The 18,308-nt window shown below is 40.9% G+C and carries 14 protein-coding genes; 6 read left to right on the forward strand and 8 right to left on the reverse strand.

The features are described from left to right. Positions 1 to 296 precede the first annotated feature (296 nt). Both HP439_RS03590 and HP439_RS03595 read right to left on the reverse strand, forming a co-directional pair. Entirely contained in the window at positions 297 to 1,274 is a 978-nt protein-coding gene (locus HP439_RS03590; RefSeq protein WP_172388980.1) for a 2-hydroxyacid dehydrogenase, read from the reverse strand. Between the two features lie 373 nt (positions 1,275 to 1,647). After that, positions 1,648 to 2,004, reverse strand: a complete 357-nt coding sequence (locus HP439_RS03595; RefSeq protein ID WP_172388981.1) for a winged helix-turn-helix transcriptional regulator — start codon at positions 2,002 to 2,004, stop codon at positions 1,648 to 1,650. Positions 2,005 to 2,129: 125 nt separating this feature from the next. On the opposite strand from HP439_RS03595, the gene HP439_RS03600 reads away from it, so the two are divergent. Further along, on the forward strand, positions 2,130 to 2,924 hold the full coding sequence (locus tag HP439_RS03600; protein ID WP_172388982.1) for an SDR family oxidoreductase: 795 nt from the start codon (positions 2,130 to 2,132) through the stop codon (positions 2,922 to 2,924). 22 nt (positions 2,925 to 2,946) lie between these two features. Continuing rightward, on the forward strand, positions 2,947 to 3,270 hold the full coding sequence (locus HP439_RS03605) for a nuclear transport factor 2 family protein (protein ID WP_172388983.1): 324 nt from the start codon (positions 2,947 to 2,949) through the stop codon (positions 3,268 to 3,270). 1 nt (position 3,271) lies between these two features. Here HP439_RS03605 and HP439_RS03610 read toward each other — a convergent pair whose 3' ends face one another. Continuing rightward, positions 3,272 to 3,589, reverse strand: coding sequence for a winged helix-turn-helix transcriptional regulator (locus tag HP439_RS03610; protein WP_172388984.1), 318 nt, complete (start codon positions 3,587 to 3,589; stop codon positions 3,272 to 3,274). A 127-nt stretch (positions 3,590 to 3,716) separates the two neighbouring features. Between HP439_RS03610 and HP439_RS03615 the strand changes: the two genes are divergently transcribed. Next, positions 3,717 to 4,121 carry a nuclear transport factor 2 family protein gene (locus HP439_RS03615; RefSeq protein ID WP_172388985.1) on the forward strand — a complete coding sequence of 135 codons (405 nt, stop codon included), beginning with the start codon at positions 3,717 to 3,719 and terminating at the stop codon, positions 4,119 to 4,121. Positions 4,122 to 4,721: 600 nt separating this feature from the next. Here the strand turns inward: HP439_RS03615 and HP439_RS03620 are convergent. Genes HP439_RS03620 through HP439_RS03640 form a run of 5 tightly spaced genes read right to left on the reverse strand, consistent with a single transcriptional unit; the run spans position 4,722 to position 13,333 of the window. Beyond that, positions 4,722 to 6,722 (reverse strand): FAD-dependent oxidoreductase, encoded by a 2,001-nt coding sequence (locus tag HP439_RS03620; protein WP_172388986.1) that lies wholly within the window; start codon positions 6,720 to 6,722, stop codon positions 4,722 to 4,724. A 49-nt stretch (positions 6,723 to 6,771) separates the two neighbouring features. Then, complete coding sequence (locus tag HP439_RS03625) at positions 6,772 to 8,463, reverse strand: RagB/SusD family nutrient uptake outer membrane protein (RefSeq protein WP_172388987.1); 1,692 nt, start codon at positions 8,461 to 8,463, stop codon at positions 6,772 to 6,774. Positions 8,464 to 8,474: 11 nt separating this feature from the next. Then, on the reverse strand, positions 8,475 to 11,510 hold the full coding sequence (locus HP439_RS03630) for a SusC/RagA family TonB-linked outer membrane protein (protein ID WP_172388988.1): 3,036 nt from the start codon (positions 11,508 to 11,510) through the stop codon (positions 8,475 to 8,477). Between the two features lie 46 nt (positions 11,511 to 11,556). Then, positions 11,557 to 12,702 carry a FecR family protein gene (locus tag HP439_RS03635; protein ID WP_172388989.1) on the reverse strand — a complete coding sequence of 382 codons (1,146 nt, stop codon included), beginning with the start codon at positions 12,700 to 12,702 and terminating at the stop codon, positions 11,557 to 11,559. 49 nt (positions 12,703 to 12,751) lie between these two features. Continuing rightward, positions 12,752 to 13,333, reverse strand: a complete 582-nt coding sequence (locus HP439_RS03640) for an RNA polymerase sigma factor (protein ID WP_172388990.1) — start codon at positions 13,331 to 13,333, stop codon at positions 12,752 to 12,754. Positions 13,334 to 14,076: 743 nt separating this feature from the next. Between HP439_RS03640 and HP439_RS03645 the strand changes: the two genes are divergently transcribed. The 3 genes from HP439_RS03645 to HP439_RS03655 form a co-directional block, all read left to right on the forward strand. After that, positions 14,077 to 14,691 carry an RNA polymerase sigma factor gene (locus tag HP439_RS03645; protein WP_172388991.1) on the forward strand — a complete coding sequence of 205 codons (615 nt, stop codon included), beginning with the start codon at positions 14,077 to 14,079 and terminating at the stop codon, positions 14,689 to 14,691. A gap of 56 nt (positions 14,692 to 14,747) precedes the next feature. Continuing rightward, positions 14,748 to 15,743 carry a FecR domain-containing protein gene (locus HP439_RS03650; protein ID WP_172388992.1) on the forward strand — a complete coding sequence of 332 codons (996 nt, stop codon included), beginning with the start codon at positions 14,748 to 14,750 and terminating at the stop codon, positions 15,741 to 15,743. 217 nt (positions 15,744 to 15,960) lie between these two features. Beyond that, the coding region (locus tag HP439_RS03655) for a SusC/RagA family TonB-linked outer membrane protein (RefSeq protein ID WP_172388993.1) at positions 15,961 to 18,308 on the forward strand (2,348 nt) is incomplete at its 3' end.

Here is an 18,308-nt window from a genome sequence, read left to right on the forward strand (position 1 = left end):
ATATTGTCGCCGATGACTTTGTAAGGTGGTATTACGCGGTTTATTTTTGCCTTTAAAAAAAGAACACCTTTTGGACTATCTGATTTTTCTAAATCTATTGTTTTAGTTTATTTAAACATGATTTAATTAGGTTAATCTAATTTTTTTAAGCACTTTCCACTCTCCTCTATCTTTCTGTTCAATCAACCCGCTTTCATTGCAAGTAAAACTTGATAGAAACCTTTTTGGTTTATTTGTTCAAATATTTCGTCTTCCCTAAATAATGTAATATGTATTGAAGTTCGAGTTTGGATAAATTATGAATCGTGGGCCTCCATATTTATACATGTCCTCATCTTCTTTCCATGGGCGAAGTCAATGACATTTTGAGCGGCAAGCTCAGCCATCTTATTGCGAGCCTCTATCGTGGCAGAGCCGATGTGTGGAAGGACGCAAACCGTAGGAAGCGAGAGCAAGTCTGAGGCCGTATTCATTGGTTCGGGATCGCTGACGTCAAGGCCTGCGCCCCAAATTGTTTTTGAAACCAGCGCCTTGTATAAATCAGCTTCATCAACAAAGCCTCCTCTAGCGGTATTAATAAATATGGCATTGGGTTTCATTTTTCTAAACAGCTGGTTGTTGAACAGTCGATAGCTATCTTCGGAATAATTAGCATGTATACTTACCACATCTGATTTTGCAAGCAGAATGTCCATTGAAACATATGATGCATTTAAACTCTGTTCGGCTTCAGGGTTTCTGCGCCGATTGTGATATAGCACATTCATGCCGTAGGCGTTAATACATTTTTTTGCCATTTCTATGCCAATGCGACCTAGGCCAAATATTCCGAGTGTTTTACCATAAAGTTCTTGTCCTAAATTTGCGACCGGATCATATACCGGATTACGAATCCCGGACTTTACCTTCTCTAGATTATATCCGGCAAGTCGTGATACCATGAGCATCAACAAAAATGCAGTATCTGAGGTGGCATTCGTCAAGACATCTGGTGTATTCGATACGGTTACTTTTCGTTTGCTTGCTTCACTAATGTCCACGTGATCGTATCCAACAGAGAACAGACAGATCGCCTTTACGTTAGGACACTGATCGAAAAAATCTTTATCGAAATTGTTTTTTCCCACGTTTAATACAACGTCAGCCATTTGGCAGTATGACAGCCATTCGCTTCTACTCAATTTTGTGGTATGGGCAATTGTTAAGTTTATCTTTGGGTCTCTAAGTAACTGAAGACCGGGTTCAGGAATGGGTTTGTTCAAAAAAACGTTCATTTAAATTCTTTAAGGTGCTGAAAGAGTTGTACTAGAGTATTAGCCATGCTGTCTAGGATTTGATCAATAATTTGAGAACCTTATACAGCCCTAGTGGACACGGGTTCACCGACATATGTCTTCCGCCCTATATGGGGAGAGGAGACAATTCTTTATTGTTGATGTTTGTATTTAATTTGCAAACAAGTGAAAATAGAAATTGTTTAAATCAACTCGGCGACTTTTAATATTTCAAGCGCGTGATTGTACACTTTTAAACGAATACACCACTCTTTCCTTCCAATGAGGACAAGAGCAAGTTCCCGGATTTTGCTCGTAGACAGCTAATCATTTCCTCGAAGAGTGGACGGACAAAATGCTTTTAAATCAGGTCCTAAAACCGCAGCATTATAACTTCACGCAACCGTTCTTCATTTTTATCGCCCCACTCACCTAAGAGAGAAATAACAGGGATTAAAGTTTTACCAAATTCAGTAAGACTGTACTCAGCTTTGGGAGGAACAACAGGGTAGATTTTCTTGGTAATCAATTGGTGCTCTTCTAATTCTTTCAGTTGAATATTCAAAACCCGTCTTGTAGCATCGGGAATTTTACGTTGCAGTTCGCTGGGTCGTTTGTATCCTTCATTGATAAACCAAAGCAGACGAATCTTCCATTTGCCGTATAACACTTCGCCTATCATATCCAAACCGCAATTCAGGTTCGGTAAAATTTTCCTTTCATACTTCATAAGACAAAATTAAACCTATGTTCCAAACTGTGCAATACGGGAGGAATTTATCTCTATATGAATCGTAATTCCGTACTTGTAAGAAGGATGAGTAAGGCTGAACTTTGTTCTAAATATTTTAATAGATGAACCACAAATTTAATTTCAATAACGAACTGCGAGACAAAATTGCTCTGGTAACAGGGGGTACAAAAGGAACTGGAAAAGCAATCGCAGAACGATTGCTAAAAGCAGGTGCAACCGTAGTCATAACTGCAAGAAACAAACCTGAACACCTACAGGAAAATCTATACTTTATTTCAGCAGACTTGAGCAAAATCGAAGGAACTCAGCGAGTAGCAGAAGAAGTGTTAGGGAAATTCGGAAGGCTTGATATCCTTATAAATTCTCTCGGTGGTTCAGATACCAAAGGAGGTGGTTTTGCCGTACTAACCGATGAAGATTGGGTACAAACTATTCACACTAATTTGCTTGCTCCGGTAAGGCTGGATAAGGCGTTTTTACCTCAAATGCTTATGCAAAAAAGCGGTGTTATCGTACATATCGCATCCATTCAGGGTAGATTGCCACTGCACGATTCGACATTGCCTTATGCAGCAGCTAAAGCAGGATTGATAAACTACAGTAAAGGTTTGTCAAAAGAAGTTTCGCCAAAAGGCTTAAGAGTTTTAACTGTTTCCCCTGGTTGGATAATGACAGAATCGTCGGCGAGGATGATGGAACGCATTTCCGAGAGTTCTGATGTGTCGATAGAAAAAGCCACACAAAGTGTAATGGATGCGTTGGGCGGAATTCCAATCGGACGACCAGCACAGCCTGAAGAGGTTGCCGAATTAGTTGGCTTCTTAGTGTCGCCAAGGGCCAATTATCTGACAGGGACAGAGTTTATAATTGACGGAGGTACTATACCCACGATTTGATGACAACATGAAAAAAACGAAAATGAACTTACCAAAAGTAGTAGCAGATTTAGTTAAAGCACAAGACAATTTTGATTGTGTTGCTTATGCCGATTGTTTTTCGGAAACAGGTTTAGTATTTGACGAGAATAAAACATATAACGGTCGAAAGAAAATCCAACATTGGATTGCGGAAGCGAACAACCGATACAAAACCAGAATGAAACCGCTCAGTTTTGAAGATAAAGAGACCGAAAGTATTTTAAAAGCTGAAATTTCTGGCGACTTTGAAGGAAGCCCTGTTGTATTAACTTATACTTTAAAGCTCCATAACGGATTAATACAATCATTGAAAATTAGAGAATAGTCTACGACTTGTGATCGAGACCAAACTGAATAATCTGGTTGATAATCGGTAGTATTTTTTTCCCTGAATCCGTCAGGGTATATTCCACTCTTGGGGGTATTTGGGGAAAAGATTTTTTATGAACAATACCTTTTTCGCATAAAAATTTCAACTGACCGATCAACATTTTTTCGCTTATACCAACAACACATCGTTTCAGTTCGCCGTACCGGATTGTCCGTTCATTAATTTGAAAAATAATAAGCATTGTCCATTTTCCGCCAATTATTTCAAGCGTTTTCCGTAGCGGGCAGTTCTCGTCAGAAATATTTATTTTCATTTATAATGTTGATTACCAATAATTATTTACTTTAAGTAGGTACCCTACTTTTTGGTAGGTACTTGTCTTTTATAGAGCAAAGGTAGATATTTGTATAATATTTTATTAACTCAATAAACAAAATAATATGTCACAAAACGTAATAATTGCTCAATCGTATTTTAACGCAATAGCCAAAGGAGATTTTGACACCGTTAGAACTTTGTTTGCGGATGATGTAGTCTGGCATCAGCCAGGAGAAGGGGTCCAGTCGGGAACCTACAAGGGGATGGACAACGTTTTTAACCATTTGGGGAATTTTATGAAATGGAGCAACGGAACGTTTGCAATAGACAACATTGAATACACAACCGACAACGGAGATTTAGTCTTAGCCTCTATTCACTTCGAAGCAGAAAAAGCAAATAGAAAGCTATCAATGAAAGGCGTTGATCTGTTGAGAATTGAGGGCGAAAAAATAAAAGAAGTTTGGTTATTCTCTGAAAATATCCAAGAAGAAGATGATTTTTGGAATCACGTTGCAAACAACTAATGCGGTGAATGCACCCAGATCATAGCTTATTGACTTTCATCGGTTCAGGACTCACGTAACTATGTCTTAGCAGTAGGGATATGCTGTGATGATTCTGAGAGCTTGGGTTGGTAATGGGTTTTATAATTTAAAAAGTTTAGCTAGTTTGCCGATAAGGTGTTATGTAGAATGTTCGTTACGTCAATAATTGGGATACCTACGGCTAATTTCTTTTTAATAGGAGGTTCGAATATTGAAATGTAGTCACTACGATCTAATGCAAGTTGTTGTTAAAGATCTGAGTATAATCTTCTTTATACTTCGGATTCAAAAAACTTCGATTAATCCAACCCTGGATTTTATTAGTCTGTGTTGCAAAACCTTTATAAATATTATCATGAACTAGCTCTGAGGTCCCCAAACTCTTAGCAACCTAGGTCAAAGTCCGATCGTTTTATTTTTTTTACGTCCTCCTAAGGTTAAAGCGACGTCCTCCTTGTGGGCTAAATAAAAGGGAGGTTGATAAAATAACTCCCCGTATTGTCCGAAATAAGGAGAATACAGGGAGTGAAGCTGGATCAAGAATAGCCTAATCTGTAAGGGGTTAGTTACACCCGGGGCCTAAAGTTGATCTGTAGCCGGTACGAGAAGAATTGCATTTGCAGCAACGATACCGTTGGCTCCTTTAGTACTAATTTCTACGTATGGGTTTGAGGTCGACTTTTGGAAAGCAAATTCACCTAAATAAACCCAAGTACTGCTTGTCTGTCCTTTAATCTCCACTTTGTCCAAATCAACTGTTTTAGTTTTTTCTGTTTCTCCGTTAAATATATTGATCGTTAGTGAAGATGAGCTTTCTTTTGTTTTTGGGAAATAAGTATATAGTTTATACTTCCCTGGTTTAAAGCCTGTGGACGTGTTAAATCTCGCCTCACTTAAACCTTCTGGACGCGACTCTTGGTAGCTCATTCCGTAACCTTTGGACTTGCCTTTGGACCATGAACCAGTTAAAGATACTAACTCCGAGTCTGATACATGAATCAACTCATCGGCTTGCCTGTTATCAGCTTTAGGATTCTTCAGAAGTACCATTTTTATATCATCGACTTTAACCCCTTGTACATCCGTTTTTTGATCAATAGCCAAACAAGCGGCGACGGCCGCTGATTGTCCTAGGACCATAAAAACGGGTTCCATTCGAATCGAACCGAATGCGATATGACTAGCGGAAAGACAAACCGGGACAAGCAAATTGCTAACTTCGTCCCTTTTTGGAGTAATCGCTCGGTATGAGATAGGGAAGGGTGCGAAGCCACCGACCTCCACGTTACCCTCATTTTTGACCATGCCGTTCACTACTACACGATCGCAGTTATGGGAGTCCATGGTATACGCCGCATAACCGATTTCATCGTCCACAATCTCACGACCTTGGCAATGATTCTGTGTCATCACCAGTTCGCCAATCAGCCTCCTACCTTCGCGGATATAAAGTTGTGGAGACCAGTTGTTGTTATCGACATATTCATCTTTGGGGTATCCCCATGTTTTCATTTCCTTACGTATAAATTCCGGGACTGAAGCATCATTTCCCACGAAATACAGAAGACCTTTGGTATAGTCTTCATGTGCTTTGATAATTTCTTGGCGTTCTGAGTAATCCGCTTCAGGATAATTCCAATTCATTCCAATCATATCGGTAGAAAAACCATTTCTATTGTTAATATCTGTTTTTCCGTTAGGCATGAGAGACCAGATAAAGACGTCTTGCAGGCTTTTCCATGGTTGAATCTCTTTTTGTCTTTTTAACAGTTCGTATTTACTTGGGTCATAATTATCGGGTTTAGTAATTTCAATTCGATTGGACGGATTATTCGTAAGTGTAATTCGGTAATTATACGCTTGCACCTTTTTATCTCCAGTTCCTTGCGCTAATACGGGATCAGCATTAATTCCCCATAATAAACCACTATTTTTGTTTCCTTTCTCGCGGTAGGGGTCTACTCCGTCTGGGAACTGATGCCCGTCCAGCAGCTGAACGCCATTTATAGTTTCTCCGTAAACACTGTTGTCCTCTCGTCCTACATGGTAGGAGGCCCCGGCTAAAGCGAGTAGGTCGCCTTCATAAGTACAGTCCATAAACACTTTTGCAGTAACTGTGGTTTGTCCTTTGCCTTGATCTTGTGATCGGTGAATATCAACACTTTTTATCACGGTTCCCTCTTTATTGACTTTACTCACGGTATAGCCTTTTATAACCTTAGCATCACAGTTCGCTAAATAATTCGCGAAAATTTCGCTTGCAACTTTTGGTTCGAAAATCCATTGTTCAAATTGATTATAGTGTTTTCCAATCTTTCGATAGAAATCCAACGCGAGCCCTTTTACAACATACTTATTTCCGATGTCGGTCATGCCGAGCCCTCCGGCGCTTAATCCCCCCAAGTGGCTCGTTGGTTCGATGACTAGAACAGATTTTCCTGCTTTTGATGCGGTGTATGCGGCTACAACACCTGCCGAGCTACCACCGTAAATACAGATGTCAACGGTAATGTGCTGCTGCCCCCTCAGAGCGGTATTGCTTATAATTATCAATAAAAAAATGCTAAATAAATTTTTCATATGTAATCCAGTTATTCGTTTAATCAAAAAAATCTCTATTAGTTCCTCTTTAATAGCCCGGGTTTTGCTCTAAATTTTTATTCGTTACGATCTCTATATTTGGAATCGGCCATAAGTAGTCTCTAGCCGGGTTGAACTTCCTTTTTTCAATAACACGCATTTGCGCTACATTGGCAACCCCGGAGTAGTTTACCATTCCGTCGTCATCAATTTCCGGCGGGCCGCTTAATAGCCCGCGAGGTATTCTTCCGTACAACGTGGAATTCATGAATTTGTCGGCTAATTTCCATCTTTTCAAATCGGTCATCCGAAAGCCCTCATTTGCCAGTTCATACAGACGTTCTTTACGGACCAGTATTCTTAACTCGTTCTGGCTTTTTCCGGCGGTAATGGCGGGCATGTCTACCGATGGCCTTTCTCTAATTCTATTGAGCGCATCATAAACCGATTGATCGATTTCGTTCAGTTCGATTTTGGCCTCGGCATAGATCAATAAAATTTCAGCAAACCGGGACTGAATAACATTTATTTCCGATTGCGTTGGAAATTCTTTATCCAGTATATCCACATATTTCCTCCAGCAGTAGCCAGAGAAGGTTGCATAAGCATTAATTGCGTCATCGTTTGCTATTCGGATTGGCGTGGAGGTATTGTAAGAGTAGTTCCAAATTCTCAAACTATCCTTGTGTGTTTCAAATTGATACCCGAAAAATTCGGATCCAGGTAGGGCGATTGTAAAGGCTAAGCGCGGATCGCGGTTTTCGAATGGTTTTTGCGGATTATAGGTGGAGGAACCATTTATTTCAGAACCATCGCTGCACAGAAATGCATCGACAACGGATTGAGAAGGAATTTTATTCGATGTGCCCTGCGCATTTCTTGATAAGAAGGCGCGCGTGGTGCTATGTGTTTTTGTGTTTTGGAGTCTAAGGTATTGATAAGCGAAGATTATCTCCTTGGAATCTTTTCCAGCATATGAAAATAGCTCTCCATAATTATCGTGCAGTTCGTATTCGCCTAGGTCAATTACTTCTTTTGCAGATTGCCGAGCTTCTTGCCATCTGCTATTGTTTAATGCGGCTCTCGCACGGATGGCAAGGGCGGCACCTTTGGTAGCTCTTCCTTTGTCCTCTCCCCCATAACTTACCGGCAAATCGGTAGCTGCGGATTGCAATTCAGCTAACACAAAATCAACAATTTCTTCTTTGCTAGAGCGAGGAACCTGCGCTTCCTCGAGACTTACCGGATCAGTCATCAAAGGGACACCACCAAAATAATCCACTAAATATTGATAGGTATAGGCTCGGATGAACCGCGCTTCCGCTGAATATCTTTTATAGAGTTCAGGGTCAATCTTTCCATCTAGTTTTCCGATATTATTTAGCACAAAATTACATTTACCAATGATCTTATAAGCATTGGTCCATACGTTAAGGATAAAGTCGTTGTTACTATCATAATCTCCTCTTCCGATAGATTGAAGCGGTGAAGTGTTTCTGTCCCAGCCAATGTCTGTCGCATCGTCAATGACGAGGTTTAAAGGCATGTCATCTGTTGGATGAAAAACCATAGCGCTATATAAACCATTTACGACCAGTATCAATTCGTCAAGGTTAGCGAAATAATTCTCATCAGAGGGTCCGTATAAAGGTTTGCGATCCAAGTAATCCTCGCACGATAGGGTCGTTAAACTAAATATCACTAGCAATAAGTAACATTTAAAAAGATTAAATATTTTCATTTCTCTAAGTTTTAGAATGTAACATCAACGCCAAAAGTGTATACTTTCACTTGAGGATAATAATTTCCAACTCCAATAGGTGCTTCAACGTCGTAACCTTCCCAAAAGTTATCGATACTAAATAGGTTTGATCCATTGGCAAACACCCTAAGACTCTTTATTGTATTGTTTCTAAGTGGGATGTTATAACCTATTTGTAGATTTTTAAGGCGTAGGTAAGAAGCTTTTTTCATCCAGAATTGGGAAACCTGTTGGTTGTTGTTCTGTCCGAATGCTAATCGTGGATATAAAGAATTTGTATTATCGGGCGTCCACCTGTCTTTGTTGTCTTCACGGATTGTTCCTCCGATCGCTCCGGTCGTGGTGAAGGGTTGAATGCCTGCTCCATAGAGATAGCCGTCCGCTTTTCCGACACCTTGAATTAGAAAACTTAGATCGATGTTTTTGTAACTAAAGGAGCTGTTTAGTGAATAAGTGTATCTTGGAATTGTGCTTCCAATAATTATTTTATCACTCTCATTAATTATTCCATCTCCGTTTTGATCCTGATATTTTAAATCGCCGGGAGCTAGTGTTCCAAATTGAGTTGCATGGTTTGCTATTTCATCTTCATTCTGGAAGTATCCGAGCGTTTGATAGCCGAATATGGAGTTAATGGAGTGACCTTCTCTATTTACTGTTAATCCTGTTTGATTGATTCCTCTCATATCCAGTACTTTGTTTCTGACGTCAGAGAGGTTGAATACCAAATTATATTTAAAAGGTTTGTCAAAATCACTGCGATAACCTAGGGAGACCTCCCATCCTTTATTTTCAACGACTCCAGCATTTTGATAGGGGCTGTTCAACCCTAGAATCAATGGAATGTTCAGCTGCAATAAAATATCGCTTGTTTTACGGTAATAATAATCAGCCGTAAAATTGAAGTTTTTAAAAAGCGTCAGGTCGATGCCGAAATTTTTCTCTTCGGTCGTTTCCCAAGTAATATTGGGGTTGGATAAGTTATTTAGTGCGGCCGTATTTATGATCTCACCCCCTAGGGTGTATGAGCCTAAATTTAGTGCAGCAACCGAAGGGTAGGTTCCGATATTCTGATTCCCTAATTGTCCCCAGGAGAATCTGATTTTACCCTCGTTAAGCCATGATTTTGCTTCATTAAAGAAGTCCTCCTCGGTAAAGCGCCATCCTGCTGACATGGAAGGGAAAAACCCATATCTGTTTCCTTTAATAAACCGCGAGGAACCATCGTAGCGTGCATTTACTTCAAGCAGATATTTTTGTTTATAGTTATAATTCAACCGTGAGAAAAAAGACTGTAAAGCCCAATCTGATGCACTACCCGTAGCCTCCTGATTTAACGCCGATCCGGCATCCAGTACCGGAAATTCTGGTAAGACAAAAATATCCCTAAAACCTTGTATGTAGTCTGTTCTAAAATCCTCTCGGGATGCGCCTAGTAGTAGCGAGAAATTATGGTCGGTGAAGCTTTTATCGATATTAAGTGTAGCTCTCATATTGTTGTAGAAGTCTTGGCTGTTATACTGGGTGAGCGCAGAGCGCAGAGGAACAGCGAAGCTCGGAGTACCATCGGGATGGTAGGACTGTACCATCTCTCTGAAATTTTTATTTACCTGTGTGGCATATTTTGGCGCGTAATTAACCTCTGCAGTCAGCCAGTCTAAGGGTTTATAGATAATCGAAGCGTTAATCGATCCAAAGGGAGCTTTATTCATAGCGACCCCTCCGTCTGCAGCTGCTGAAACAGGGTTGTTCCCATTCCATCCCAGCCCCCAAGATCCATCGGAATTTCGAAAGGATTGATTGGCAGGGATGCTGCTCATCCATTGAAAAAGATTTTCTACCCCCGCCGAGGGTGATTCTACGATTGGGTTTACGTATTGCAGATCTATTTTCGCGGAAAATTTTTCGGAGAATTTTATATCGACGTTGTTCCTAATCGTATACCTTTTAAATCCGCTGTTTAATGTTAATCCATTTTGATCATAATAGCCAAAGGAGGCAAGCATTTTTACATTTTTGGTTCCTCCGTTGATGGTTAAAAAGTGGCTTTGCTGAAAACCGTTACCCAATAGGGCTTCTTTTTGCCAGTCGGTATTAGGAAGCTCATCCGAACTTCCTGAGCCCTGCTGGCGGTACCTTTCGATGAGCTCATCAGAATATAAAGGAGAGCTGCCGACATTGGTGTATGCCTCATTTGTAAGCAATATATGATCCAGTGCGTTAACAATTTTAGGCATATTGGTCGGGTTCTGCCATCCAAAATAATTGTTGTAGGCGATTGATATTTTTTCCCCTTCACCCCTTTTTGTTGTCACTAGTATAACTCCGTTTGCCGCTCGAGATCCGTAGATTGAAGATGAGGCCGCATCTTTAAGGATAGATACTGATTCGATTAAATTTGGATCAATATTATTAATAGATCCTTCAATCCCATCAATGAGCACTAATGGGCCGGCGCTACCGATTGTACCGATTCCTCTGATGCGGATATCGCCTCCATCGCTACCGGGCTTCCCTGAACGCTGGGTGATTGTCACTCCGGGCGCCATCCCTTGGAGAGCGGCAGTCGTTTGTCCTACTGGACGTGTAGCCATATCTTTACCTGATACAGCGGAAACTGCGCCCGTTAAGTTGGTTTTCTTTTGTGTACCGTACCCCACGACAACAACTTCCTCTATTTCGGATTGATCTTCTTTAAGTCGCAGCAAGATGGTGTTAGTTTTATTGGCCGATACCACAAAATCTGTTATCGATTCCGGCAGATAGCCTATGTGATGAACATGCACATTGTAAACGACTTTGTCGGAAAGCGTATTGATTTGAAACACACCGTCCTCGCCGCTGGAAATCTCGACAACCAGCTCGTCGGTCTGTGAATTAACAAATTTTACTGTCGCCCCAGGTAAGCCTTTACCATCCATGGTAATTATTTTACCGGTTGTACTGATGTTAGATTGGGCATTAGTTGCTACATAGCAGAATAGCAAAACCCCAATAAAAAGGTGGTTTATTAATTTGGTTATCATAATTACATGTTAGTTTATACTAGTTATTAGGGTTAATTAATGGCTTTTACGGTGTCATTGCCTTTCTCATTTTTGTTATTTCTATGATGTTATCTTTAAGTTGAAACGAGCAGTTGTTTAATTGGCAAAAATTCCCAATTAATGTTTCTAAATTATCATCTCGGTATAAGCTACCCGTGAAATTTCCATGCAAGATTGATTCTTCGTCAGTGAGCACCGTGACGTCGAAAACCCGTTCGATTACTTGGAAAAGCTCCTGGTTCTCGATTTTTAAGAACTTTATCTCCGTGTTTGTCCAAGAGACAGTGCTTCGCGGGCTGTTGATTTTAGATTTTATTTTCTCTAAGCTCACCTGTTTTATCGCGGTTGTTTCTTTAAGATCCATGGAATAGGCGTAGGTCTTAGGGTTGATTTTTAAGATTTGCTCAGTGCGAAGGAAAATTTCCCCCGTCTGTAATTTTTCTATATCCTGAACAACGATTTTACCTTCTAGTAGCGTTATATGAATTTGGTTTGGAGGTAGCGCATTGACAATAAATTTGGTTCCGATAGCTTTAGTTTCAATGCCCTGATTAATAACACGGAAGATATTATTTTTATTCTTGCGTACAGAGTATACCGCTTTACCATTAAGCTGAGTGACTAACCTATTCTTCGCGTAATCGCCCGAGTATTTTACTGCCGTGTTGGGCGCCAATAGTACGGATGAGCTGTCCGGAAAATAAAAGCGTTTAGTGATATTGGAATAATTATTAAATGCGTGCACCGGGTTAGAAAAGGCGACTTGAACATCTTTATTAATTTTCACATAGGATAGCAAAAAAATAAGCAACAGTATGATCGCGCTCCGTTGGGTGATCGGAAACTTGCTGTGATTAGATTTAATTTCCTTTTGGTTTTTCCACACTAGTAAAGAAACGGAGGCCATTATAAGGAATGCCGCAGCGCGATTGACCAAGCGAACATATAACTTTAACTTTTTGGGATGGCCACTGATCTGCTGATCGATCTTTGCTTTGATTTCCTGCTTAGCAGAATCTGATGCATTTGGTACGCTACTACGCCCAGAAGATCCGATGTATTCATATATGGAATCCACAAAATTTTGTTCTGTGGATGTTGCCTCACCTTTCGTATATCTACGGAAAATGTGAAGGATCTTCTTTTTAATGGATCGACGTTTCCTTTGCATGGAGAACAGCTTATATTGGTTGCTTTCTCTTATGTCGTATCAAGGTGCGCTAACTCCCAAAAAAAAATAGAAATAATGTAAAAAATATTTTTTGGAAGAGGCTGCGTAGTAGACTAATTGAATTTAATGTTTGGTTTTGGACCGTTTTGGGAGATATTTTCAGCAGCTCGCTTATCTCTTTTGTGGTAAGTTCTTCTTGGAACCGCATTTTGAAAATTTCCCGTCGTTTTTTTGGTAAACGTTCGATTAGTAGGATGATGATTTCCTTAAGTTCTTTTTCTAAAAATTTGCTATCCGCAAATTCACTATCTGCAATAATTTCTGCAATTTCATCAATTTCTTGTTGATAGTAATCCTTCCTGCGAATTTGATCGATCACCTTAAACTTTACAGCTCTAGAAAGGTAGCTTGTTACCTTATCAATTGCTAGACTTTCCCGTTTGGTCCACAGATCGACGAATATATCCTGAACGACGTCCTTTGCCAGGTCATCGCTTTTGAGTTTTGAAGCAGCTTGGGTATAAAGTTTCTCCCAACTACGTTCATACAATTCGTTAAATGCCTGACGATCTGATTTTTTTATTCTTGAAACAAGTTCCTCATAAGATAATATGGAATGGTTGGTTTCCATCTATGGAGAGTCGGTTAATAATCTAGCAAACAATATTAGAGATTCTATAGCACAATTCAAAATGTCTATTTTAAGATTAAACGGTGGGACTCAGCATGTGAATAACTGGTGCTATCGGGATTTGTCCAACGGATTTCATAGTGATATTCAAGGTATCCGAAAATCTGTTGTCACCTAAAAAGCTAAAATTAGGACTTTATTAGTTAACTATTTTTTCACATTGTTCTATTGGCCAGCAAAATGTTTAACCTGAGTCAAGTAAGTTAACCATCTTGAGGAATAAGCAACGTACGAATTCAGTTACTTATGATCGAAACGAGGTGTCTGACCAGGAAAGCGCATTCACAAGTGTACATCTTCGAAAGACATGGAATAATTAATAAATCGGAACAGTTTTCTCCTCGACTGCAGACAACCTATTCGGTGAATGGCTCGCACACTCACTTATCGTTTTGTCTCCTTTTTATTCGGCAGCGCTGCAAACTGATGCCGAATACTCATGTTTGGTTGTATCTAAGAATCCTTCTTGATTTAACAAGGGAGTATCTCAAAATTTCATTGTTAGAAAATGGACAGCGGTTTTGTTTCTTTTGATAATATAATCTATATTGTGGTATCAGAAAACGTTTCTCGGGAATGAATGATGAGCATATTAATCAATTTAAACTACCCATTTGGAGATCGAGATAATAGTTTTAACCTTAACGCTGAGTTAATGTTAGAGTTTTAATTTTGAACATAAAATGGTGGACCACGCAAAATTAAAAGAATGCTGGCTGGCCGTCCAGAATGACGGTGACCGGAAATCTTTCGATCGTATTTATTTAGCGACTTGGAGGACACTCTATAGTTATGCCTGGAGCCGTACGCATGACGAGGATGTGTCTAAAGATATGGTACAGGATGTTTTTGTGAAGCTATGGAATAAGCGAAGTACGATTAACATCCGTGATTATGTGATCGCTTACCTGATGACATCACTCAAAAATCAACTGATCGATTATTTCTATAAAGAAGATAGAAACAATACCGTTGTCCAGCGGGCGTACTACCTAATGGAGATGGTAGTCAAGCAAGATGAACTCGGGCTGAGCTATGAACGTGCGGAAGAGATTTTGCAAGAAGAAATGGAGAAAATGCCGGGCAATATGCGGCAATCCCTGCAGTTGCGACTGGAAAATTACGATGTTAAAGAAATTGCACAGACGCTCAATTTAGCTGATCAAACCGTTAGTAACTTGTTATCGGAGGCAAAAAAAAGATTGCGAAAGGATCTTCCCAAAAGATTCGAAAACTATAATAACATCCACTCCTTCACTTTTATTTATTTTGTTTACCAGCTGTTAATAAATTCTTAATCATTTTTTAAAGTAAAATAAGTCCGCTTTTCCGTCATCTATTTAAAACGTAAGAAGTGGAGTTTGATAAATTTAAAGAATTATTAAAAAAATATCGGTTAGGAACGGCCAGTCGAGAAGAAATCGATTTGGTCAATCGGTGGTATGATGAATTCGGCGACGATTTTCCAGAATTTGAAAAAAGCGAAGAGAAAAAATTGCGCAATGATATTTATAACGAAATCCAAACACGAATACATGCAGATCATATAGATGAAAATTTGCTGCTGATTCCAAAGAAAGATCCTATAAGGAAGCGATTAAGCCCTTATATGCGGGTTGCAGCCGTGACTATCGGTAGTTTACTGGTCTTAGGGTTTTTATGGAAGCTGCGTGAACGAGAAAATCAGAAATCCACGGCTGACCCTCTTGTGGTTGTTGAAACTAAAGTTGGGCAGGTCAAAAGAATCCTTTTACCCGATAGCTCGGTGTTGTGGCTAAACCACGGGAGCAAACTCACAATTAGTAAGCAGTTTAATTCCCTGTCCACAAGGCAGGTTAATCTATTGTGTGGCGAAGTTCATTTTAAAGTGAAATCGAACCCCCAAAAGCCTTTTGTCGTCTCCTCGTCTCACATGAAAACCCGGGTGCTGGGTACATCATTTACGATAAAATCCTATGAAGAGCTTCCTTACGAGCGGATAGTCGTCACCAGTGGGCGTGTACAAGTTAGTAGTGTAAATGGTCGAAATAGTCAAACTTTGACTCCTGGAGAGCAGCTGAAAATTAATAAAGAAACGGGGAAAGTGATCTTGGACCGTGTAGACCCCTCATCGAGCAGCTCATGGATGGACGGAACAACACACCTCGATCAGGTTTCATTTGGTGAATTGGCTCTTGAACTAAAGAATAAATACATGTTAGAGTTAGTGGCCGGCGATGCGGAGGTCACCGAACAAAAATATACATTGACGATCGATCGCACAATGCAGGCAGATGAGCTGCTTGAAGTGATCTGTCTTATGCACAATAACCAAATGAGAAAGGAGGGCGATAGGTTAATTATATATTAAAAAAGTAGCCGGCGGACGTTTGCAGCGTCCCACCGGCCTTCAGGAATGATCTTGCAAGCGTGGGTAGCGACAAGCAAGGTCCGATCAAGTAATTTTATAGTGTTGACACCAATTACTGATTCCTATTTGTGCAAATATATAGTTTGTAAACCTAGGAATCAGCTTCTCCAATAAGAAAATAATGAAGTTGAAATTATCAGTCAATTTTAAGAGTATCATGAGATTATCTTTAGTCGTCGTGTATATCGCGATTACGATGACCGGCACGTTAGCGGCCGGAAGTTCTAAAGCACAAGTTTTGGAACAACGAATCGAAATAGGTAACCGGGTCACTAATGCATGGGAGGTAATTAGGGATCTTGAAAAGCAACAAGTAAGGCTTGCGTACGATACGGACGCCTTAAATCTGAAAACAATTAAACCGCCAAATATTAAAAAAGGCCGTACGGGCACTGTAAGAGAAATATTGAGGGAAACGTTTCGAGGGACAGACGTTGAATTTGAAGAGAAATCGAAATTCATCATCCTTAAACGAAAACAACAGCCTGGACGGGTGACAGGAATGGTTAAAGATGTTAGCGGCGCGCCATTAATAGGCGCGACGCTAAAGATCGTCGAAACGAACCAAACCGTTGGGGCCGACGAGAATGGTCGGTACACAATATCGTTGTCTCCTGGTATGTACACCCTAGAGGTATCATACATATCCTACGGAACGCAGCGCAAAAAGCTGACCATCCAAGAAGGGCAGACGCAAAGGTTAGATGTGGTCTTATCTACAGAGGGAGGTGCGCTAGATGAGGTTGTTGTGGTGGGGTACGGGACTCAGCAACGGGCACATCTAACTGGCTCGGTGGGGACATTAGAAAGCCAGAAGTTAAATGCTGCGCCTGCCATAAACCCTTCTGACGCTGTTGCCGGCCGGATACCGGGCTTGGTGGCGCTCACGCCTTCAGGAGAGCCAGGAAGCAGCTCGGGAATTTCTATTCGGGGTAGCAACACTTTAGGGAATAATACCCCGTTGGTGGTAGTTGACGGGGTGCCCAACCGTGAGTGGGAACGTCTTAATCCACAAGATATCGAAAGTATCACCGTCTTAAAGGACGCTTCGGCAGCGATTTACGGAGCAAGGGCCGCTAATGGAGTGATCTTGGTGACAACAAAGAAGGGCGCTTCTGGCGCTCCGCGTGTGCAGTTCAATTATAATGAAGGTATCGCAAAGCCTACTGTTGTTCCTGAGGCGGCCGATGCAGCCACCTATGCAGAATTGCTAAACGAGATTTTGCTCTACGAAGGAGGCACGCCGATGTATTCGGAAGAAGATTTGCAAAAATATCGGGATGGATCGGACCCTTTGCTTTTCCCGAACACCGATTGGTATGCTTCAACCCTCAAGGATTGGTCCACCCAGCGCACGGCCGATCTGAATATTTCGGGTGGTCAAGAGAGTATGCGGTATTATATTTCTGCAGGAACGCGCTATCAGGATGCGATATATAAGAACAGTGCTACCTCTTATAAACAACACAATTTACGGTTGAACCTTGATGGAAATATTTCACCGTATATCACTTATGGAGTGAATGTGGCGCTTCGCGAGGTAAACCGTCATTATCCGACCGAGTCCGGATCCAGTATATGGAATCGTCTGCGCGCCTCAAAACCAAATATGCCCGACTTCTGGCCGACAGGCCAGCCAGCAGACAATGGCGATAGTGGTAACCCTGTTGTAATCACGACGAACCAAACGGGGTACGATAGAAACAAAAGTACAGTGCTAGAAACTCGGGGGATTGTCGATCTACGTGCACCATGGGTCGAAGGACTTTCGCTAAGCCTGACAGCAGCGATGGACAATAGTATACAGAATGATAAACTATGGAAGACCCCCTGGTATCTTTATGCTTGGGATAGATCTTCCTTCGATGATGCGGGATTACCTCAGTTGAACCGGGTAGAACGCGGGTATTCTAATGCGGAACTGCGTCAGGATATGAGTGATAACCGCCTTGTGACTTTGAACGCATTGGGAAAATATCAGTTTAACTTGGATGACCATCGGTTTGATATCATGGCGGGTGTGGAGCGTATCGAGGGCGATAATATGAATTTTTATGGTTTTCGCAAACACTACGTATCTACAGCTATAGACCAGCTTTTTGCGGGTGGCGATTTGGACAAAAATAACGGCGGGTCGGCAAGTAAAGAAGCTAGGTTGAATTATTTCGGCCGGGTAAATTACAACGCCAAAAATAAATACCTGATGGAGTTTGTCTGGCGCTATGATGGTTCCTATATCTTTCAGGAAAATAGCCGTTTCGGTTTTTTTCCAGGAGTTTCTGCCGGTTGGCGGGTGTCCGAAGAGAAATTTTGGCAACCTGTAAAAACGGTGGTCAATGATTTCAAAATCCGTGCTTCTTGGGGAAAAACGGGGAACGATCGGATTGATCCTTATCAATTTCTGCCAAGTTATGCGTACGGAACCGGTACGACCGAGATGTATATTTTTAATGAGTCGGAGATGGCCAAGATATTGGCTGAATCCCGCATCGCGAACCCTGCAGT

The sequence above is a fragment of the Sphingobacterium shayense genome (assembly GCF_013179575.1).
Taxonomy (GTDB): domain Bacteria; phylum Bacteroidota; class Bacteroidia; order Sphingobacteriales; family Sphingobacteriaceae; genus Sphingobacterium; species Sphingobacterium shayense.

Bases quoted from the DNA above. Each gene is read 5' to 3' on its own strand.
- HP439_RS03620 (WP_172388986.1), bottom strand. From the start codon at position 6,722: ATGAAAAATTTATTTAGCATTTTTTTATTGATAATTATAAGCAATACC.
- HP439_RS03625 (WP_172388987.1), bottom strand. From the start codon at position 8,463: ATGAAAATATTTAATCTTTTTAAATGTTACTTATTGCTAGTGATATTT.
- HP439_RS03645 (WP_172388991.1), top strand. From the start codon at position 14,077: ATGGTGGACCACGCAAAATTAAAAGAATGCTGGCTGGCCGTCCAGAAT.
- HP439_RS03595 (WP_172388981.1), bottom strand. From the start codon at position 2,004: ATGAAGTATGAAAGGAAAATTTTACCGAACCTGAATTGCGGTTTGGAT.
- HP439_RS03600 (WP_172388982.1), top strand. From the start codon at position 2,130: ATGAACCACAAATTTAATTTCAATAACGAACTGCGAGACAAAATTGCT.
- HP439_RS03610 (WP_172388984.1), bottom strand. From the start codon at position 3,589: ATGAAAATAAATATTTCTGACGAGAACTGCCCGCTACGGAAAACGCTT.
- HP439_RS03590 (WP_172388980.1), bottom strand. From the start codon at position 1,274: ATGAACGTTTTTTTGAACAAACCCATTCCTGAACCCGGTCTTCAGTTA.
- HP439_RS03640 (WP_172388990.1), bottom strand. From the start codon at position 13,333: ATGGAAACCAACCATTCCATATTATCTTATGAGGAACTTGTTTCAAGA.
- HP439_RS03615 (WP_172388985.1), top strand. From the start codon at position 3,717: ATGTCACAAAACGTAATAATTGCTCAATCGTATTTTAACGCAATAGCC.
- HP439_RS03630 (WP_172388988.1), bottom strand. From the start codon at position 11,510: ATGATAACCAAATTAATAAACCACCTTTTTATTGGGGTTTTGCTATTC.
- HP439_RS03635 (WP_172388989.1), bottom strand. From the start codon at position 12,702: ATGCAAAGGAAACGTCGATCCATTAAAAAGAAGATCCTTCACATTTTC.
- HP439_RS03605 (WP_172388983.1), top strand. From the start codon at position 2,947: ATGAACTTACCAAAAGTAGTAGCAGATTTAGTTAAAGCACAAGACAAT.